Annotated in this window: 16 protein-coding genes and 4 tRNA genes; 5 read left to right on the forward strand and 15 right to left on the reverse strand. The window is 58.4% G+C overall.

Features of this window, described 5'->3' with window-relative positions; all coding sequences use genetic code 11:
- Positions 1-18: 18 nt before the first annotated feature.
- Positions 19-222 (reverse strand): LPS translocon maturation chaperone LptM, encoded by a 204-nt coding sequence (gene lptM / locus AC1M2H_RS26515; RefSeq protein WP_041143491.1) that lies wholly within the window; start codon positions 220-222, stop codon positions 19-21.
- Positions 223-360: 138 nt separating this feature from the next.
- Between lptM and cyaY the strand changes: the two genes are divergently transcribed.
- The gene (gene cyaY / locus AC1M2H_RS26520) at positions 361-681 is read left to right on the forward strand and encodes an iron donor protein CyaY (RefSeq protein ID WP_480149679.1); all 321 of its coding nucleotides are present in this window, start codon (positions 361-363) and stop codon (positions 679-681) included.
- A gap of 37 nt (positions 682-718) precedes the next feature.
- On the opposite strand, the gene cyaA is transcribed toward cyaY, so the two are convergent.
- Entirely contained in the window at positions 719-3,271 is a 2,553-nt protein-coding gene (gene cyaA, locus AC1M2H_RS26525; protein WP_480149680.1) for a class I adenylate cyclase, read from the reverse strand.
- 348 nt (positions 3,272-3,619) lie between these two features.
- On the opposite strand from cyaA, the gene hemC reads away from it, so the two are divergent.
- From hemC to hemY, 4 genes are read left to right on the forward strand one after another with little or no spacing between them, the layout of a single operon-like run.
- On the forward strand, positions 3,620-4,561 hold the full coding sequence (gene hemC / locus AC1M2H_RS26530) for a hydroxymethylbilane synthase (protein ID WP_480149681.1): 942 nt from the start codon (positions 3,620-3,622) through the stop codon (positions 4,559-4,561).
- Positions 4,558-5,298: a uroporphyrinogen-III synthase gene (hemD, locus tag AC1M2H_RS26535; RefSeq protein ID WP_480149682.1), complete on the forward strand. Its 741-nt coding sequence runs from the start codon at positions 4,558-4,560 to the stop codon at positions 5,296-5,298. Before hemC ends, hemD begins: the two co-directional genes overlap by 4 nt.
- Before the next feature lie 21 nt (positions 5,299-5,319).
- On the forward strand, positions 5,320-6,501 hold the full coding sequence (gene hemX, locus AC1M2H_RS26540) for a uroporphyrinogen-III C-methyltransferase (protein ID WP_480149683.1): 1,182 nt from the start codon (positions 5,320-5,322) through the stop codon (positions 6,499-6,501).
- Positions 6,502-6,504: 3 nt separating this feature from the next.
- On the forward strand, positions 6,505-7,701 hold the full coding sequence (gene hemY / locus AC1M2H_RS26545) for a protoheme IX biogenesis protein HemY (RefSeq protein ID WP_480149684.1): 1,197 nt from the start codon (positions 6,505-6,507) through the stop codon (positions 7,699-7,701).
- Between the two features lie 490 nt (positions 7,702-8,191).
- On the opposite strand, the gene AC1M2H_RS26550 is transcribed toward hemY, so the two are convergent.
- The 13 genes from AC1M2H_RS26550 to wecB all read right to left on the reverse strand — a co-directional run bounded on the left by AC1M2H_RS26550 (position 8,192) and on the right by wecB (position 19,156).
- A tRNA-Pro gene (locus tag AC1M2H_RS26550) sits at positions 8,192-8,268 on the reverse strand.
- Positions 8,269-8,310: 42 nt separating this feature from the next.
- A tRNA-Leu gene (locus AC1M2H_RS26555) sits at positions 8,311-8,396 on the reverse strand.
- A 22-nt stretch (positions 8,397-8,418) separates the two neighbouring features.
- Positions 8,419-8,494 (reverse strand) — tRNA-His (locus tag AC1M2H_RS26560).
- A 65-nt stretch (positions 8,495-8,559) separates the two neighbouring features.
- Positions 8,560-8,636 (reverse strand) — tRNA-Arg (locus AC1M2H_RS26565).
- 102 nt (positions 8,637-8,738) lie between these two features.
- Positions 8,739-10,124, reverse strand: coding sequence for a bifunctional threonine/serine APC transporter ThrP (thrP, locus tag AC1M2H_RS26570; protein ID WP_480149685.1), 1,386 nt, complete (start codon positions 10,122-10,124; stop codon positions 8,739-8,741).
- Between the two features lie 331 nt (positions 10,125-10,455).
- Positions 10,456-11,196 (reverse strand): lipopolysaccharide N-acetylmannosaminouronosyltransferase, encoded by a 741-nt coding sequence (gene wecG / locus AC1M2H_RS26575; RefSeq protein ID WP_480149686.1) that lies wholly within the window; start codon positions 11,194-11,196, stop codon positions 10,456-10,458.
- Positions 11,197-11,207: 11 nt separating this feature from the next.
- The gene (gene wzyE / locus AC1M2H_RS26580; protein ID WP_480149687.1) at positions 11,208-12,554 is read right to left on the reverse strand and encodes an ECA oligosaccharide polymerase; all 1,347 of its coding nucleotides are present in this window, start codon (positions 12,552-12,554) and stop codon (positions 11,208-11,210) included.
- Positions 12,551-13,630 (reverse strand): TDP-N-acetylfucosamine:lipid II N-acetylfucosaminyltransferase, encoded by a 1,080-nt coding sequence (locus tag AC1M2H_RS26585; RefSeq protein ID WP_480149688.1) that lies wholly within the window; start codon positions 13,628-13,630, stop codon positions 12,551-12,553. Before AC1M2H_RS26585 ends, wzyE begins: the two co-directional genes overlap by 4 nt.
- The gene (wzxE, locus tag AC1M2H_RS26590; protein WP_480149689.1) at positions 13,627-14,877 is read right to left on the reverse strand and encodes a lipid III flippase WzxE; all 1,251 of its coding nucleotides are present in this window, start codon (positions 14,875-14,877) and stop codon (positions 13,627-13,629) included. The genes AC1M2H_RS26585 and wzxE overlap by 4 nt, the downstream gene beginning before the upstream one ends.
- A gap of 1 nt (position 14,878) precedes the next feature.
- Positions 14,879-16,009, reverse strand: a complete 1,131-nt coding sequence (rffA, locus tag AC1M2H_RS26595) for a dTDP-4-amino-4,6-dideoxygalactose transaminase (protein ID WP_480152040.1) — start codon at positions 16,007-16,009, stop codon at positions 14,879-14,881.
- Between the two features lie 4 nt (positions 16,010-16,013).
- Positions 16,014-16,688 (reverse strand): dTDP-4-amino-4,6-dideoxy-D-galactose acyltransferase, encoded by a 675-nt coding sequence (gene rffC / locus AC1M2H_RS26600; RefSeq protein ID WP_480152041.1) that lies wholly within the window; start codon positions 16,686-16,688, stop codon positions 16,014-16,016.
- A 78-nt stretch (positions 16,689-16,766) separates the two neighbouring features.
- Positions 16,767-18,029, reverse strand: coding sequence for a UDP-N-acetyl-D-mannosamine dehydrogenase (gene wecC / locus AC1M2H_RS26605; protein WP_480149690.1), 1,263 nt, complete (start codon positions 18,027-18,029; stop codon positions 16,767-16,769).
- Complete coding sequence (gene wecB / locus AC1M2H_RS26610; protein ID WP_480149691.1) at positions 18,026-19,156, reverse strand: non-hydrolyzing UDP-N-acetylglucosamine 2-epimerase; 1,131 nt, start codon at positions 19,154-19,156, stop codon at positions 18,026-18,028. The genes wecC and wecB overlap by 4 nt, the downstream gene beginning before the upstream one ends.
- Between the last annotated feature and the right edge of the window lie 31 nt (positions 19,157-19,187).

A 19,187-nucleotide genomic window follows, 5' to 3' on the forward strand; every position in this document is an offset into this window, starting at 1 on the left:
TCGTCCCGGGGAGTATCGTCAGTAGTCTACCTGGGTCGGGCCACCGCTATCGCCGCGATCGTTACGATCCGGCGTCGCGCTCTGGATACCGCTATCGACCGGTTTGGTCGGCGGCGGCGCCGTTTTATCCGCCGGTGGGAAATAGAGCGGCCCCTTCAGACCACAGCCGGTGAGGCTGAAGATCGCCAGCAGAACGGCAAGCGTAGGAAAAACGTTTTTCATTGATAGTTGCCCGTGAGTCATTCTTTCTGCTTTCTATCATCGCAGGAGAAGACGTAAAAGCAAGCGTTTAGCATCCGACTGCGCGCGCTTTTGTTTCGCGCTATACTGCCGCCATCTTCAAAAAAGCAGGGTAGAACCATGAATGACAGTGAATTCCATCGCCTAGCCGACAGCCTGTGGATGACTATCGAAGAGCGCCTGGACGAGTGGGACGGCGAGAGCGATATCGATTGTGAAATTAACGGCGGCGTGCTGACCATTAGCTTTGAAAACGGCAGCAAAATCATTATCAACCGTCAGGAACCGCTGCATCAGGTTTGGCTGGCGACCAGGCAGGGCGGCTACCATTTTGACCTCAAAGGCGACGAGTGGATTTGCGATCGCAGCGGCGAAACCTTCTGGGATCTGCTGGAACAGGCGGCAACGCAGCAGGCAGGCGAAGCGGTCAGTTTCCGTTAATCCGCGCGCCCGGCTCAGCGCCAGCCGGGCTTTTCGCTCAGGAGTAGTGCTGCTGGAGCATTGGCGGCACCGCGGTATCCTGGTTCATCGGGGCCGTCACCGCGCCGATAGCCTGGCTGCGGAAGGGAATAACCTGATACCGGCCGTCAACGGCAACGATCTGGTAGAACTGCGGCAGGTTGAAGTTGATAAAGCTGGAACCGTAGGTGAACCGATCGTGCGATGACGAGTAGAAGCGGCTAACGTCGCGCACCAGCTCCTCTTTACTGCCCTCACAGTGATGGTAAACCTCGGCGCGGTTGCTCTCATCGAGAATATAGATATTAAACCCGCTGTCGTTATCCGCATCTTCAAAGAAGAACTGAATAATCCCTTCGCTGGCAAAACCATCCACCACCTGCGGCAGCTTAACGTGGTTAGTTTCCACCTGCACCGACAGGCCGTGCAGCTTGTTGTGCGAGATAGCGCCATAGAATTCGATGGCGTTTTCCAGCTTCTGCACCGAAACGTTAAGACGCTCGAAGAACAGACCCCACGTCTGTCCGGCAACGCGCAGCGCCTTGAAGCGGCCGGTATCCTGACGGGTGCTGGAAAGGCGCAGCTCAATGCATTCGGAGACCATCTGCTGCACGCGGGTGCGGATGAGCCCGCGCAGATGCTGGCTGTAGCAGAACACTTCCACGCTATCCGGCGGCGCGGCGTCCTGGTGCATTTTACCCAAAATGGTCTTCAGCGCTTCGATTGTCGCCTGCTCGCCGTTGAAGTGCAGGGTTCGCACTTCATTCCACGAGTTGCGATACAGCAGATCCACGCTGCCTATCAGGCACTTCTGCTCTTCGCCAAAGCTAAATACGTCCAGCTTGCGGAAGTCAAAATGCACCACCTGATTGCGGAACGCGGCGGTCGGATCGTATTCAAGGTTTACGATAATCGCCAGATGGCGGATTTCGCAGGGGCTATATAGCGCTTTCGGCGTAGGTGAAGGCAGACGCAAAGGGAAGTGGTGAGCAACATCGGCCACCATCTCCTGCAGCTTCGCCAGGTCGACAACGCCGTTACCCTTAATAAACAGCCGGGTACGCGAGGTCAGCAGGCCGTTAAACCACGCCCACGCCACCAGCTTGTTGAGATAGCGGTTATATTCCAGCGGCTGATGGCTAACGATCGATTCCATATCCGGCGCGCGGTTATAGACGTACCAGCCGGTGCGGTTAGCGCGGCCCGGCGGGACGTGGATAAAGGTCAGATTCGGTTCGGAGAGATCCGGCGATATCTGCGGGTTAACCAGGGTCACTTTCCCCGGCAGCGCTTCGAACGCCGCGTACAGCTTGCGGGTCAGGACGCCAATATCCTGCGGGCTGGCGGAAACGCTCAGGTTGTTGCGGCGCGCGAAGCGAATCAGGTTGCGGTAGCTCTGCATCATCGCATCAAGCAGTTCGTTGTGCGCTTTGCGTACTTCGTCGATCTTCCAGTTGGCCCGGTTGTCCAGCATCGCCAGGCGTTTTTCATCCCAGCCCCACTCTTTCACCAGATGGCTTACCACCTCGCGACGCCAGCCCACGCAGGCGCGCTCGCGGCTCAGCTTCTCGCACACTTTCAGGTAGAAGCAGCGGCGTACCAGGTCGAGGCGCGTATCGTCCTCAATGGCCTGCAGGTAGATCGTGACGCGTTCCAGCATCATGCAGTAGGGATCGAGACCGAAGGAGACGATCTCGCCGTCGTGCAGGCGCTGTTTAATATCTTTCGCCAGCAGGCGGTTATTTGGGTATTCCCAGGAATAGGCTTCCAGCAGCAGCGTTTTCAGCACCGCTTTATAGGGCGAATCAATGCTTTTATACAGCTGCCACAGGCTGGCGCCGAAATACTCTTCCGCCGACAGCGAGCTCAGGCCGCCGAGATCCAGCCATTCGTTCGGCGTCAGCACGCCCTGGGCGTAGAGGCTCATGACGTAGTCGTCATAGTGCTCTTCTTCGTCGCACGGCACCATATTCCACAGAATACGCTTGCCGGCAAGGCGCACGGCGGTGCGGTAGAACTCGTCCAGCAGCAGGATGTGCTGGGTTGAGCCGCAGTCTTCACCGCCGAGGCTGCCGCTTTCGTTATGGCGGAAGCGGTTTTCATCGATCAGGAAGAAACTAACCTCCACGCCCAGCGACGCCGCCCAGCTCTCCAGCAGGCTGCATTTACACTGCAGCAGCTGACGCTCATCGGTATCGAGCCAGGCCTGGTGGCAAACCCATATATCAAGGTCGGAAGAGCAGCTTTGGCCGACGGATGAGGTGCTGCCCATCGAGTAAACGCCGGTAATCGGCAGCTCGCCTTTCGGCGGCTCCTGCGTCAGCATGCCGTGGTGCAGCTCAAGCTCGTCAAGGTAGTGGCGTTGGGTTTCATCAGGCGTGTAAAGGCAAATGCCTCGGGGAACGTTACCGTCAAGGTAACCCGGCATCAACGGGTGATGATAATGTAGTAATGTCGGCAGTAGACTGTAAACCTGCTGGAAAGCGGGTCCCATAGCAGCAAGCGCGCGATCTACGCGCAGTTGGTTGATGGCATCCAGTCTCTGTTTCAGTGTCTCAATATAGAGGTACAAGACATATCGCCTGATGTTCAAAAACCCGACGTACCATAGCCAGTACCGGGTTTCAGTATTTCAACAAAAACCGTCACCATTCGTCGTCGGTGTGGTTGTGATGAACTGCTGACGGACAAATGGTTTAAAACGTGATCAATCTAACACCTTGCTGATTGACCGTAAAGAAAGATGCGCTACATACAAGTGTAGCACCGTTTACCGCGTGTAAATTCCTCTCTACGGTTCGGCAACCGATATGCGCATAAAAGGCTAATAAAGAGATGGCCGAGCTCCTGACCCACAAAACTAACATCCTTAAGACAACAATGTTAGGATGGTTTGTGGTCGACAATGACGGTAACAAGCATGTTAGACAAAGTTTTAAAAATTGCCACACGGCAAAGCCCACTTGCGCTATGGCAGGCGCATTATGTGAAAGAGCGCCTTGAGTCCTGCCATCCGCAGCTCAGGGTTGAACTGGTGCCGATGGTGACACGCGGCGACGTGCTGCTTGATACGCCCCTCGCAAAAGTGGGCGGCAAGGGCCTGTTTGTCAAAGAGTTAGAGCTTGCCATTATGGAAGGACGCGCTGATATCGCGGTCCATTCTATGAAGGATGTTCCCGTCGAATTTCCCGAGGGATTGGGACTGGTAACAATTTGTGAACGAGAAGATCCACGCGACGCTTTTGTCTCAAATCACTATTCCTCCATCGATGCGCTGCCTCCGGGCAGCATTGTTGGCACGTCAAGTTTACGCCGCCAGTGTCAGCTGGCCGCACGGCGCCCGGATCTGCAGATTCGCTCCCTGCGCGGCAATGTCGGTACCCGGCTGGGCAAACTTGATAGCGGTGAGTATGACGCGATTATTCTCGCCGCCGCGGGGCTGATACGCCTCGGACTGGAAGCGCGAATTCGCCAACCGTTAAGCCCTGAACAATCGCTCCCCGCCGTCGGCCAGGGCGCAGTCGGCATTGAGTGCCGCCTTGACGACCAGTGGACGCAGGCGCTGCTGGCTCCGCTGAACCATACGCCAACGGCGATACGGGTCTGCGCCGAGCGGGCGATGAACACCCGCCTTGAGGGCGGCTGTCAGGTTCCCATCGGCAGCTACGCCGAGCTTATTAACGGGGAGCTGTGGCTACGCGCGCTGGTCGGCGCGCCGGACGGTTCGCTGATGGTTCAGGGCGAACGCCGCGGACGCCCGGAAGACGCCGAGCGCCTTGGCGTCTCTCTGGCGGAAGAGCTGCTGGATAACGGCGCCCGGCAGATCCTGACCGCCGTTTATGCCGGAGAAGCGCCACGATGAGTATTCTGGTCACCCGTCCGCTGCCGCAGGGCGAAGAGCTGGTCAGCCGCCTGCGCGGGCTGGGACGCGTGGCCTGGAGCTTTCCACTGATTGAATTTACGCCCGGCCGCGAGCTGCACGCGCTCGGCGACCGGCTGGCCGCCCTCTCCGCGGGCGATTTACTATTCGCACTCTCGCAGCACGCAGTGGAGTTTGCCCACGCCCGCCTGCAGCAGCAGGGCCGGCGCTGGCCGCCGGTTCCGGGCTATTTTGCCATCGGCCGCACCACCGCGCTGTCGCTGCATAAGGTCAGCGGCCAGGACATTCGCTACCCATTAGATCGGGAAATCAGCGAAGTCTTGCTACAATTACCTGAATTACAAAACATTGCAGGTAAGAAGACCCTCCTGCTTCGCGGCAACGGCGGCCGGGAACTACTCGGCGAAACGCTCCGCGAGCGCGGCGCGGATGTCACTTTTTGCGAGTGCTATCAACGCTGTGCAAAGCATTATGATGGTGCAGAAGAAGCAATGCGCTGGCAGTCTCGCGGCATCTCCACGCTGGTCGTTACCAGCGGTGAGATGCTGCAACAGCTTTGGACGCTGATCCCGCAATGGTATCGAGAACGGTGGCTCCTCCGCTGTCGCATTTTAGTTGTCAGCGAGCGCCTGGCCCAGCAGGCACGGGAATTGGGCTGGCAGGATATCCAGGTTGCCGAAAGCGCCGACAACGATACGCTGCTACGCGCATTACAATAACTCTCAACATTGGAAGCCATAATGACGGAACAACAAGATCAATCCGCCGTGGTTGAAGAGACCAGGGAGGCCGTGGAAAAGACGCCACAGCCAGAGAAAACCGGGAAGGAAAACGGCGGGAATAAAACCAGTCTCGTTTTGAGCGCGGTCGCTATCGCGATTGCCCTCGCCGCCGGTGTGGGCCTGTACAGCGTGCATAAGCAGCAGCTATCCCGGCAGAACGCGGCCAGCTCAGCGTTGGCCGAGCAGATTACGGCCCTGCAAAAATCACAGGAAGGCCAAAAAACCGAACTCGAGGGCATCATCAGGCAGCAGGCTGACCAGCTGACCGCGGCTAAAAGTCAGCAGGACGCGCTGGCGAAGCAGCTGGAAGAGGTGCAGCAGAAAGTAGCCGTTATCTCCGGCAGCGACGCCAAAACCTGGCTGCTGGCGCAGGCGGATTTCCTGGTGAAAGTTGCCGGACGCAAGCTGTGGAGCGATCAGGACGTCACCACCGCCGCCGCGCTGCTAAAAAGCGCCGATGCCAGCCTCGCCGACATGAATGACCCCAGCCTGATTGGCGCCCGCCGCGCCATCACCGACGATATCGCCTCGCTCTCCGCGGTAAGCCAGGTCGACTACGACGGCATCATTCTCAAAGTGAATCAGCTCGCTAATCAGATAGACAACCTGCGTCTGGCGGATAATAACGACGACGACTCGCCGATGGATTCCGACAGCGAAGAGCTATCCAGCTCCATCGGCGAGTGGCGCATTAACCTGCAGAAGAGCTGGCAGAGCTTTATGGACAGCTTTATCACCATCCGCCGCCGCGACGAAACGGCGGTGCCGCTGCTGGCGCCGAACCAGGACGTCTACCTGCGCGAGAATATTCGCTCCCGTCTGCTGGTCGCCGCGCAGGCGGTGCCGCGCCACCAGGAAGAGACCTACAAACAGGCGCTGGATAACGTGTCGACCTGGGTTCGCGCCTATTACGACACCGACGATGCCTCGACCCGGGCCTTCCTTGAGGATATCGATAAGCTGAGCCAGCAGAGCATTACCATGAACGTGCCGGATAATCTGCAGAGCCAGGCGATCCTCGAGAAGCTGATGCAAACGCGAGTACGCAACCTGATGGCCCAGCCCGCCGTCGCGCAGAGCGCGACCCCGGCACCTGCCCCGACGCCAGCCGTGCCGGCACCTGCGCCACAAGGAGAGTAACGCATGTTGAAAATTCTTTTACTCTTCGCACTGCTAATCGCCGGGATCGTTATCGGTCCCATTATTTCCGGGCATCAGGGCTACGTGCTGATCCAAACCGATAACTACAACATTGAAACCAGCGTCACCGGCCTGGCGATCGTGCTGATCCTCACGATGGTGGTGCTGTTTGCCATTGAATGGCTGCTGCGGCGTATTTTTCGCACCAGCGCCCATACCCGCGGCTGGTTCGTAGGGCGTAAACGCCGCCGCGCGCGCAAGCAAACCGAGCAGGCGCTGCTAAAACTAGCGGAAGGCGACTACCAGCAGGTTGAAAAGCTGATGGCCAAAAATGCCGATCACGCCGAGCAGCCGGTGGTTAACTATCTGCTGGCGGCGGAAGCGGCCCAGCAGCGCGGCGATGAAGCCCGCGCCAATCAGCATCTTGAGCGCGCGACGGAGCTGGCCGGAGACGATCTGATCCCGGTAGAGATTGCCCGCGTGCGCCTGCAGCTGGCGCGGAACGAAAATCATGCGGCTCGCCACGGTATTGATAAACTGCTGGAAATCACCCCCCGCCATCCTGAAGTCCTGCGCCTGGCGGAACAGGCCTACACCCGCACCGGCGCCTGGCACTCGCTGCTGGACATCATTCCGTCCATGGCAAAAGCCAACGTCGGCGATGAAGAGCATCGCGCCGCGCTGGAGCAGCAGGCGTGGATCGGCTTAATGGATAAGACGCTGGCCGATCGGGGCAGCGAAGGCCTGCGCGAATGGTGGAAAAACCAAAGCCGTAAAACGCGTGGCCAGGTCGCGCTGCAGGTGGCGATGGCGAATCTGCTCATCGAGAGCGATGACCACGATACCGCGCAGCAAATCATTATCGACGGCCTGAAAAAGCAGTATGACGATCGTCTGGTGATGCTTATCCCGCGCCTGAAGACCAATAATCCGGAACAGCTGGAAAAAGTGCTGCGCCAGCAGATCAAAACCGTCGGCGATCGTCCGCTGCTGTGGAGTACGCTGGGGCAATCGCTGATGCGCCACGGCGAATGGCAGGAGGCCAGCATCGCGTTCCGCGCCGCGCTGAAGCAGCGCCCGGATGCGTTTGACTACGCCTGGCTGGCCGATACGCTCGACCGCCTGCACCAGCCGGAAGAGGCCGCCGCTCTGCGTCGCGATGGCCTGCTGCTAACCCTGCAGAACAATACATCGCAGTAGCCGTCCCCGCCGCTGTCGCCTCATCGGGGGCGGCAGCGCGCTTCTCCTCGCGCCGCATTCTTCGTTTATCCCCTGCGCTTTTCTTACCAGCCCCTGAAAGAAAAAAACGCCCGCACTGATAATCAGGGCGGGCGTTAAAACAGGTCTGTATGACAACAAATTGGGTGCTTCACTCAACGTCGTGTCCATGGTGTTTGATGAGACCAGATAGTGGCGACATCTGTCAGTGGACGATAAGCACCGTAAACGGCTCTGCATCATTCCTGAGTTTATGAGGCGCAAAGGCGAACATAAGAGATGGAATGAGCATCTACCCGCTTATTATCGCACAGGTTCTGTGGAGATGACATCTCCCCCGATGACGAATTGGGAGTTTTCTGGACAAAAAATGACGCCGAAGACGAAGAGGTTTTATTTTTTAAATCAGGGAGATATGAAGGTTTCCTGAAGAGCGGAAAACAAAAAACCCCGCCGAAGCGGGGTTCAAAATTGGTCGGCGAGAGAGGATTCGAACCTCCGACCCACTGGTCCCAAACCAGTTGCGCTACCAAGCTGCGCTACTCGCCGATATACTGCTTTTTGAATTTTTAGTTCAATTCTTTAAAGTCGTGGTGCGAGGGGGGGGACTCGAACCCCCACATCCTAAGGACACTAACACCTGAAGCTAGCGCGTCTACCAATTCCGCCACCTTCGCAATTCACAACTCTATCAAATAATGGGGTGGCTAATGGGATTCGAACCCACGACAACTGGAATCACAATCCAGGGCTCTACCAACTGAGCTATAGCCACCACGACAAACCTTTTCACGCGGCACTGTCTAAAACAGTCCACCGCAGCTCAAGCACCGGGTTAAATGGTGCGCCCGACAGGATTCGAACCTGAGACCTCTGCCTCCGGAGGGCAGCGCTCTATCCAGCTGAGCTACGGGCGCTTAGCGCCGTTGCGGGGTCGGATATTACGGACTTCCCCCCCCGCTGTCTAGTGCCTTTTTAAATAAAATTTCCGTTTGCTCACACTTTATGCGCTTTGCTGCTTATTCAGCCGCTTTATCGACATTTCCATGCCGCCCGAGGCCAAAAGCCTTATAAATAAAGGTCACCAGGGCCAGAAAAACAATGCCGACAAACAGCGACATCCGGGTATCGTCGTTAAAACCCATGCCGATCAGCACGCAAATCAGAAATGCCATCGTAAAATAGTTCGCCCACGGGAAGAACAGCGAGCGGAACGGGTGGCTGGCCAGGGCCTGCCGATGGGTGCGACGAAAACGCAGCTGGCTAATGAGGATCACAAACCACGGCACCATCCCCGGCAGCACGCTGGCGCTGTAGACGTAGACGAATACCCGCTGCGGGTTCGGAATAATATAGTTCAGGCAGGAGCCGACCAGCAGGATCAGGATCGACAGCGCGACGCCAGCCGCCGGTACGCCGTTGCGGGAGACCTTGCCGACTGCCGCCGGCAGCTGACGGTTTTTGGCCAGCGCGTAGAGCATGCGGCCGCAGCTGTACATTCCGCTATTGCAGCCGGAAAGCGCCGCCGTCAGCACCACAAAGTTGATAATGCCCGCCGCCGCCGTGATGCCGATCTTAGCAAAGGTCAGCACGAACGGGCTGCCGCCGGAGCCAATCTGATTCCACGGGAAAATAGTCACAATCACGAAAATGGCGCCCACGTAGAAAATCAGGATGCGCCACAGAACTTTGCCGACCGCGCTGCGCAGGGTAACCTGCGGGTTCTTCGCTTCTCCGGCGGTAATACCGATAAGCTCAACGCCCTGGTAGGAGGCTACAACAATACAGAGCGCGGTCAGGAAGCCCTTCCAGCCGCCGGCAAAGAAGCCGCCGTGTTCGGTCAGGTTGCCAAAGCCGATGGAGTGCCCGTCGTTACCAAAACCAAAGAAAATAACCCCCAGTCCGACCACGATCATCACGATGATAGTCGTAACCTTAATCATCGCAAACCAGAACTCGATCTCACCGTACAGGCGCACCGCCGCCAGGTTCGCCAGCGCCACCAGCCCAACGGCAATCAGAGCCGGTATCCACTGCGCCATGTCGGGGAACCAGAACTGAACGTAAACCCCGATGGCCGTAATCTCCGATATCCCTACCGCCATCCACATAAACCAGTAGGACCAGGCGGTCAGATAGCCGAAGAACGGGCTCATATAGCGGTGGGCGTAAACGGCGAACGATCCGGTTACCGGTTCGAGGAACAGCATCTCCCCCATCGAACGCATGATGAAGAAGACAAATAAGCCCGCAATAATATACGCCAGCAGAACGGACGGGCCGGCCCACTTCAACGTACTCGCCGATCCCATAAATAAACCGACGCCAATCGTACCGCCAAGAGCGATTAGCTCGATGTGCCTGGCCTCCAGCCCGCGCTGAAGTTCCGTTTTTTTCTCCGTCATATAGCCTCTTGTGTTTGCCCTGCTCCGGATTTTACGGGTTCCCGTCGAACGGCATCGCTATTGGCGGCCCGCACTTGTCCCTCCGTCATGATTATCGCTGTCGGAAAGTTAGCTGATGAGCCCGTCCTGATACCCTTCTGAAGGTCCCGCGCATATACCGGTTATTTTTATGTGAAAGGAAATAGCCCTGCCTGCGCGCCGGCAAAGCGTGCCGACGCGCATTAAGCATACGAATGGTTAATGAATTTTGCCGAAATGGCAAATAAAGTATCAGCCAAGTGAATGTATTACACAGAATATGGGTGAAAAATCGCCAGATTGCAGTGGAATATTAGAGCTGGCCGGTATAATACCAACGTAAATATCGTAGCAGCCTGATCTGTCTTTTAATTCGGCTGGGTTGTGATATCAAACGATAGAACCACTCCAGCCCCATGTCCTGCCAGAATCTGGGCGCCCGATGAACGTGGCCGGTAAAGACGTCGTAGGTGCCGCCCACGCCCATGTAGAGCGCCTGGGGATAGACCTGCCGGCAGTCGCGCATCAGGATCTCCTGGCGCGGTGAGCCCATCGCCACGGTGACAATCCTGGCGCCGCTGTCGCGAACGCGCGCAAACAGCGCCTGACGCTGGTCGGCGGAGAAATAGCCGTCCTGGCTGCCGACAATGTTAACGTTCCAGCGCTGGCGCAGCTGCGCGCAGGTCTGGGTCAGCACCTCCGGCTTGCCGCCGATCAGAAAGACCGGCGTGCCCTCGGCTCCGGCGCGCTCCATCAGGGCTTCCCATAGATCGGCCCCCGCCACGCGCGATACCTGCGCCTGAGGATATTTTTTACGTAATGACCGCACCACGCTAATGCCGTCGGCATATTTAAATTCAGCCGCTTCAATCAGCGCCCGAACCTCGGGATCGTCCTCGACTGCCAACATCTTTTCGGCGTTGATTGCCACCAGCGTACCCTGACGAATTGCGCCGTCAGCGTAGAGAAAATCCAGCGCATGCTGCATATCGCGCCATCCGATGAGCTGTAAATCTCTCAGCGGATACAACGGCGCGGAAGTACTCTCAGACATGTTAATCCTTATCAGACCTGAGGTTGCGAAAGCGGTTTGGTCCGCTTATGAATCAGTCCTACGCTATCCAGGAACCAGTACAGCAGCTTCGCCGCCAGCAGGCAGAGGCCAAAGATCGCGAGGAAAAACACCACGCGGGAGCCAAAAGAATCCAGCCCTTCGCGCGCCAGCACGATCATATTGAAGATCGCGCCAAAACAAAAACTATGCAGAATCGCCGCCTTGTAACGGTTACTCTCACGGTTGCCCAGCTCATACAGCCAGTCAAACCACTTGATGATCAGCCCGACCGCGACCGCCCCCAGCGGAATAAACCACACCCCGCCCATCACCACCAGCGAACCAATCAGCGTCGGCGAGATGGCCAGCCCGGAGTGATTATTCAGCACCTCCCAGGTGAAGTAGTTGGCGGTATTCAGGACCATCGAAGGCCGGCCATGCCACATCCAGCCGGGGATAAAGACGTAGAAATCCCTGATCATCGGCGCCAGGCCCTGGAACGCTATCTTATCGTAGTTCTGCAGCAGCAGCGCCAGGTTCTCCCACGGCGAGAAGGTGTCGCGGGTCAGATAGAGGAAGGTATAAAACGCCTCATCGCCGCTGACGTTCATCCCGTAGCGTTTCAGCGCCAGCCAGAACATCCCGACAATACCCAGCACGCCGGCCGCGGCCAGCATCCACAGGCTTATCCAGCCGCGAATAATACCGATAAACAGGAAGATGGCGAAGGCAATAATGATATTCGCCCGCGTGCCGCCGACGATGGCGTAGGTCAGTAGACCGAAGGCGGTGGTGCTGATAAGGAAGAAAATCCACGCCTTATAGTCCTGGCGCAGGAAGTAGACCACCAGCATCGCCGGGATAAAGAAATAGAAAAAGCGCTTCAGCGCCACACCGGAGACTTCGCTGGAGAAAATCTGGCTATAGGAGTTGAGCCTGAACAGCAGGAATCCGTTGTGGGCAAAGAAAATGCCGACGCACAGCAGGGCCACGCCCAGCAGAATCATCCACGCCAGGTGGGTCTCCACGCGGTTCATGGTGAACAGCGGACGGCGCTGATGATCGTGCGCGGACGAGCGCAGCCGCGTTTTGTAGGTGACGTAATACACCGCGTAAAAGCACACCGAAACCAGCAGGGTTTCCAGCAGCACTTCCGGCGGCGCCACGCTGACGTCAAAGCGGAAGACCAGAATGCTGGTCAGCGGGAAGCCGAAGAAGAAGGTCAGCAGAAACAGCAGCGAAAAGAAAACGTTGAAGTTAAAACGCACCCGACGAAACTCGAAATACGTGGCGGTGGCAATAAACAGCGACGACAGCAGCCAGACCACCAGCAGCCCGCAAAATTGCATCAATGTCATACGCTCTCCCCCGCAGCAACCCGCAATGCCTGCCGCCAGCCCGTCAGGTAGTTGGGCCGGAAAAAGGCGATCTGGTTTTTATCCACACTGGCCAGCTGACGCTGGGCTTCACGCACGATGGCAACATCCAGCGTATCGCCGGTAAAGAGTACCGGAATATTCTGCTCCGACATATCCTGCCAGAACGGATTCTCCCGATTTAGTACGCAGGGGATGCCCGCCTGAATCAGCAGGCACAGCGTACCGATCCCCTGCTGGCGGGCAAAGAGGAAATAGCCCAGATCGCAGCGGCGCAGCAGCGCCAGATAATCGTTAAATTCCAGCCTGTCGCTGAGTATCTGTAAACGCCCGGGGCTAAACAGCGCCGCGCCCGCCGCGCGCACTTCGTTAATATATTCCGCGTTGTTGGCCGGATAGCCCATCGGGACAATCACATTTACCGTATCGCCAAACTGCCGATGAATAGCGCGCAGCGCCGCAATATGTTCATTGCTGCGATCGCCCGAGTTGCCCACCAGAATAGTCAGCGTTTCGGCACGCGGAGCGCTATCCGCCAGCGCGTTCAGCGCCGGATCCATCCGGGTCGGGAAGTAGAGCAGATCCCCCGCCACCTTAGGGTGACGACGGGCAAACCAGCTCAGGTCGCCGCGGGTGGCAAAAACGCGCCCTACCCGCCCCTGCGCCAGCCGGCGCAGCGGATAGAAAAGCCTGAACTTCAGGCTGGAGGAATTCTCATACAGATCGGCGCCCCAGATATGCCAGTTGAACTGGGAAGGGCGAATTCCGCCGCCGAGCAGCGCCAGCCACAGGCCGGTATTGAACTGACCGTGAAAGAAAAAGCGCTGGCGCCGATCCGCTTTCGCCGCGGAAATCACCGCCTGCGCCAGAGACTTCTTTCCGGGATAACAGGTGATAGATAGCGCCGGGTACGCCTCGCGGACGCCCGCTGCGTCGCCGACGACCATAAACGTGCGCGCCTGCTCGTCGTCGCCGGCCAGCTGGTCATTAAAGAACCGCAGAACGGTCTGGTTGTGGTGTGGAATATCCGATCCCAGTACGTGTATCAGTGCTGTCATGCCCGTTTACGCCAAAGTAAAAACACGCCGCTACAGAGGACGAAATAAACAATATACGTAGCCATATACGCCTGCGCCGCGCCAACTGCGCCGTGCGCCGGAATAAGCCAGTGTGAGAAGGCGGTCAACAGCGTGAACTGGCTGATTTCCGTCAGAATATAAAAACGCAGCGACGCTTTGGCGATCACCAGGTAGCCGTAAACATAGGCTCCGACCTTCAGGACATCGCCCACCAGCTGCCAGGCAAACAGATCGCGCATCGCCGTAAAGCGTTCGGAAAACAGCAGCCAGATGGCAAAGTCGCGCAGCAGCCAGACGGTCAGGCTTGCCGCCGCCACCGCCGGCAGGACAAACTTTAACGATTTGCCGATCTCGCGGGTAATATCCGCTTTGGCGGTTAGCCGGGAGAGCGTAGGCAGCAAATAGACGCTGAATGACGCGGTGATAAACTGCAGATAGGCGTCGGAAATACTGCTCACCCCCTGCCAGATCCCGACCGCTTCCCAGTCGTAATGCTCCGCCAGCAGGTTACGCATCATCACGTAAGCGACCGGCAGCGTTACCGAGGTAATCAGCGCCATCAGGGTAAATTTTGACAGCTGCCCCGCCAGGCCGTTATCCCAGCGCGGGCGCAGCGCGCTAAGCGGGATGGTCCCCCGCCGCCACAAAACGATAGCCGCCGGAACCACCACCAGCGCCGGCACCAGCGCCAGCCCAAGCAGCGCGCCCTGATAGCCGCCGAAAGAGTAACAGGCATAGTACGCCACCACGCCGATCAGGCTACCGGCAATTAGCGATACCGCGTTCCCCGCCGCATCGCGGAAGCCTTTTATCAACGCCAGCAGGAAGTTAGCCCACGCAATGCCCATCTGCACCAGCGCCACCAGCCGCACCAGCCCCTGATACTGCGTATGACCAAACAGCCCCTGGCTGACGGGCGCCGCGGCGAGTAAAAATATCAGCGCCAGCAGCGTCGAAAAGCCCAGCACCATCGAAGAGGAAGTGCCGACTACCCGGGTAAGCTGCTGGCGATCGTCATGATGCTGCGCCACCAGCTTGGTTACGCCATTGAAAATACCGGCGCCGGCGAGGACGCCAAGCACGGTGACCAGTTGGCGAAAGTTACCGGCCTGGCCTACGCCCGCCGGCCCGAAGGAGACGGCAAGCAGCTTAACCACCAGCAGCCCGGCGCCGATTTTGACCAGAGTGGACGCCGCGGTCCACAGCGAAGCTTTTGCCAACGACATATCAGGAGAAGTAGCTCAGCAGCGAGTTAATCACCGTCCGCTGGTTCACCGACGACAGATTGTAGAACAGCGGCAGGCGCAGCAGGCGCTCGCTCTCCTGGGTGGTAAAACGGTCTTCGCCACGGAACTCGCCGAAGTTCTCCCCTGCCGGGCAGCTGTGCAGCGGGATATAGTGGAAGACGGCGAGAATCTCGGCCTCTTTCAGCCACGCGATCAGCCTGCTGCGGTCGTCGATATCCCGCAGCTTGATATAGAACATATGCGCGTTATGCCCGCAGTCGGCAGGGACAATCGGCAGCTCGATGCGCCCGGCGCGCGCCAGCGGCAGCAGGGCGTCGTAATAGCTCTGCCACAGCGTCAGGCGCTGCTGATTAATTTTCTCCGCCGCTTCCAGCTGCGCCCACAGATAGGCGGCCTGCAGGTCGGACATCAGATAGCTGGAGCCGATATCGCGCCAGGTGTACTTATCCACCAGTCCGCGGAAGAACTGGCTGCGGTTGGTGCCTTTTTCGCGAATGATCTCCGCGCGCTCGACCAGCTGGCGATCGTTGATCAGCGTCGCCCCGCCTTCGCCGCCGGCGGTATAGTTTTTGGTTTCATGGAAGCTAAAGCAGCCGATGTGCCCGATGGTGCCCAGCGCGCGCCCTTTGTAGGTCGACATGACGCCCTGGGCGGCATCCTCCACCACGAACAGGTTATGCCTGCCGGCAATAGCCATAATGGTGTCCATCTCGCAGGCCACGCCGGCATAGTGAACCGGCACAATCGCCCGGGTCCTCTCAGTGATGGCGGCTTCGATCAGCGTTTCGTCGATATTCATGGTATCGCGACGAATATCGACAAAAACAATTTTGGCTCCCCGCAACACAAAGGCGTTGGCGGTAGAAACGAAGGTATAGCTCGGCATAATGACTTCGTCGCCCGGCTGGATATCCAGCAGCAGCGCCGCCATCTCCAGCGAAGCGGTACAGGACGGGGTCAGCAGCGCTTTTACCGTGCCGAAGCGCTGCTCCATCCACTGCTGGCAGCGGCGGGTAAATCCGCCGTCGCCGCACAGCTTGCCGCTGCTCATCGCAGACTGCATATAATCAAGCTCGGTTCCCACCACCGGCGGCGCGTTAAATGGAATCATCATGTCACCTGTATAACCAGTACGCGGTGTTTTCCACATTCGCACCGCTGAGAATATAACGTTTAAGCGCGGCGGTATTCCCCATCTGGGTCGCCACCCGCAATGTAGAGAGCCCGCGCGATCCGGCCCAGCTTCGCGCCGCCTGCATCAGCTCAGCGCCGGCGCCGCGGCCGGCCAGCAAGCCGATCCGCGCGTCCGTGGCGTTGAGCTGGCGCAGGGAGACAAAAGCGCGGATATCGCCGTCGGAGGCGCGAAAAATCAGGCACTGGTTATCAAAGGTCCCCAGCACCGCATTTTCAATCCATTGGGCGTAGAAACGGCCGCTGGCATCAGCGGCATACCACGGCGCGCGAAAGCGGCTGAGGGCAAACGCCTGCGCCGCCAGTTCCCGCAGGCGCGGAATGTCCGACGCGGTGGCGACTTCGCCCCCGAGGTCGTCAGCCGTCCCGACCGGCAGCGCCAGATCGATTTCCCCTTCCACCAGCTGGAAACCCAGCTGCTGTAAGGCATCCAGCCGTTCGGTATCGTCCGCCGCAATCTTCGCCTGCAGACGCGACCAGCCGGCCAGCGCCTGGCTGGTCAGCGGCGGAGCGTCGTCGCGAAAGCGCACGATCGCGCTATTCACGCCAAAGAAGCGGTTTTCCCACTCCAGGGGTTCAATACTGGCGCGGACGGACACGGACGAGATCCAGTAAATATTGGCCATAGCCTGAGCCAGGCAGCGGGACCTGGCTCATTCCGGTGACCAGAATCGTTCTCACCGCCATACCCCTTTGGTATCGACGATAAATGCCTGGGTCACGCTGTCGCCGCCGATCGCTTTAAACTCATGGTGATCGACCAGCATCACCAGTACATCGGCGTTCGCCAGGGCATCATTCAGCGATGTCAGAGTACACAGACCGTCGAGCTTCTTCGGCAGCTGGTGAATATTAGGCTCGACAACCAGCGTTTCGCCGCTATGCCAGCCCGCAATTTGCATGGCGATAGCCATCGCCGGGCTTTCGCGCAGATCGTCGATATTCGGCTTAAAGGCCAGGCCAAAACAGGCGATTTTCAGCTCGCTGGCGCGCCGGTCGCTGGCGGCAAGACACTCCGCCACCCGCGCCTTCACCTGCTCGATAACCCATTCGGGCTTATGGTCGTTGACCTCACGCGCGGTGCGGATCAGCCGCGCCTGCTGCGGGTTTTGCGCCACGATAAACCACGGATCGACCGCGATACAGTGGCCGCCAACGCCCGGTCCCGGCTGCAGGATATTGACGCGCGGATGGCGATTCGCCAGGCGAATCAGCTCCCAGACGTTAATCTCCTGCTCGGCGCAGATCAGCGACAGTTCGTTGGCAAAGGCGATATTGACGTCGCGGAAGCTGTTTTCGGTCAGCTTGCACATCTCTGCGGTGCGGGAGTTGGTCACCACGCACTCGCCTTCGAGGAAAATTTTATACAGCTCGCTGGCGCGGGCGGAACAGACCGGCGATATCCCGCCAATCACCCGGTCGTTTTTAATCAGCTCAACCATCACCTGACCCGGCAGCACGCGCTCCGGGCAGTAGGCGATATTGACGTCCGCCGCTTCGCCTGCCTGCTGCGGGAAGCTCAGATCGGGACGCAGCTCCGCCAGCCAGCCCGCCATCAGCTCCGTCGCGCCGACGGGGGAGGTGGACTCAAGGATAACCAAAGCCCCCCTCTTCAGCACCGGCGCGATCGATTTTGCCGCCGACTCGACGAAGACCATATCCGGCTCGTGCAGATCCTTAAAGGGCGTCGGCACGGCAATCAGATAGGCGTCCGCTTCAACCGGGACGGTCGTGGCGCTTAAATAGCCCTGCTCGACCGCCGTCTTAACGACGCTGGCCAAATCCGGCTCCACGATATGAATCTCGCCACGGTTAATAGTCTCCACGGCGTGCTGGTTAACATCAACGCCGACCACGCGCTTTTGCCGGGAGGCGAACGCGGCAGCGGTTGGCAAACCGATATACCCAAGGCCAATCACTGAAATGGTAGAAAAACTCATAGCGTTACCCGATTATTTTTAAGTGCGGTCAAAATGCGGCTACATGCCTGTCCATCGCCGTAAGGGTTATGCGCCCGGCTCATCGCCTGGTATGCGGCATCATTGTGCAGCAGATGCGTGACTTCCGCGACGATGCGCTGGCTATCGGTACCGACCAGCGTGACGGTACCAGCGGCCACCGCCTCCGGCCGCTCCGTCATCTCACGCATCACCAGAACCGGTTTGCCCAGAGAAGGGGCTTCTTCCTGAATACCGCCGGAGTCGGTGAGGATCAGCCATGCGCGATCCATCAGCCAGACAAACGGCAGGTAATCCTGCGGTTCAATCAAAATCACGTTATCAACGTGGCCAAGAATGCGGTTGACCGGCTCGCTGACGTTTGGGTTCAGGTGCACCGGGTAGACAATTTGTACATCGGGATGGCTGGCCGCAATTTCCGCCAGCGCCTGGCAGATTTGCTCAAACCCGCGGCCGAAGCTTTCGCGACGGTGGCCGGTGACCAGAATCATCTTCTTTCCGTTAGCAAGGAACGGATAGCGCTGCGACAGCTCGATGCGCAGCGCCTCATCGCCCAGCACGCGATCGCGAACCCAGAACAGCGCATCGATAACCGTATTACCGGTGACCGTGATGTGGCTATCGGCAATATTCTCCCGCAGCAGGTTCTGCCGCGAGGTCTCCGTCGGCGCAAAATGCCAGGTTGCCAGCCGCCCGGTTAACGTCCGGTTACCCTCTTCCGGCCACGGCGAGCTGAGATCGCCGGTCCGCAGCCCCGCCTCAACGTGCCCCACCGGGATACGCTGATAGAAAGCGGCCAGGCTCGCCGCCATCGTCGTAGTGGTATCGCCATGCACCAGCACCACGTCAGGCTTAAACGACTCCAGAACCGGCTTCAGCCCTTCGAGGATGCGGCAGGTAATCTCCGTCAGGCCCTGACCCGGCTGCATGATATTCAGGTCGTAATCCGGAACAATAGCAAACAGCTTCAGCACCTGATCGAGCATCTCCCGATGCTGCGCGGTTACGCACACTTTCGCCTCAAAATGAGGATCTCTGGCCAGCGCGTGAACCAGCGGTGCCATTTTGATGGCTTCGGGTCTTGTGCCAAATACAGTTAGTACTTTCACATCGATTCTCTTCGATTAGGTGATGAAGTCC

The sequence above is a fragment of the Klebsiella sp. F11 genome (assembly GCF_056712265.1).

What these genes read in the sequence shown, in the direction of transcription:
- lptM (WP_041143491.1), bottom strand. Translation starts at nt 222, where the DNA reads ATGAAAAACGTTTTTCCTACGCTTGCCGTTCTGCTGGCGATCTTCAGC.
- cyaY (WP_480149679.1), top strand. Translation starts at nt 361, where the DNA reads ATGAATGACAGTGAATTCCATCGCCTAGCCGACAGCCTGTGGATGACT.
- hemC (WP_480149681.1), top strand. Translation starts at nt 3,620, where the DNA reads ATGTTAGACAAAGTTTTAAAAATTGCCACACGGCAAAGCCCACTTGCG.
- hemD (WP_480149682.1), top strand. Translation starts at nt 4,558, where the DNA reads ATGAGTATTCTGGTCACCCGTCCGCTGCCGCAGGGCGAAGAGCTGGTC.
- hemX (WP_480149683.1), top strand. Translation starts at nt 5,320, where the DNA reads ATGACGGAACAACAAGATCAATCCGCCGTGGTTGAAGAGACCAGGGAG.
- hemY (WP_480149684.1), top strand. Translation starts at nt 6,505, where the DNA reads ATGTTGAAAATTCTTTTACTCTTCGCACTGCTAATCGCCGGGATCGTT.
- thrP (WP_480149685.1), bottom strand. Translation starts at nt 10,124, where the DNA reads ATGACGGAGAAAAAAACGGAACTTCAGCGCGGGCTGGAGGCCAGGCAC.
- wecG (WP_480149686.1), bottom strand. Translation starts at nt 11,196, where the DNA reads ATGTCTGAGAGTACTTCCGCGCCGTTGTATCCGCTGAGAGATTTACAG.
- wzyE (WP_480149687.1), bottom strand. Translation starts at nt 12,554, where the DNA reads ATGACATTGATGCAATTTTGCGGGCTGCTGGTGGTCTGGCTGCTGTCG.
- AC1M2H_RS26585 (WP_480149688.1), bottom strand. Translation starts at nt 13,630, where the DNA reads ATGACAGCACTGATACACGTACTGGGATCGGATATTCCACACCACAAC.
- wzxE (WP_480149689.1), bottom strand. Translation starts at nt 14,877, where the DNA reads ATGTCGTTGGCAAAAGCTTCGCTGTGGACCGCGGCGTCCACTCTGGTC.
- rffA (WP_480152040.1), bottom strand. Translation starts at nt 16,009, where the DNA reads ATGATTCCATTTAACGCGCCGCCGGTGGTGGGAACCGAGCTTGATTAT.
- wecC (WP_480149690.1), bottom strand. Translation starts at nt 18,029, where the DNA reads ATGAGTTTTTCTACCATTTCAGTGATTGGCCTTGGGTATATCGGTTTG.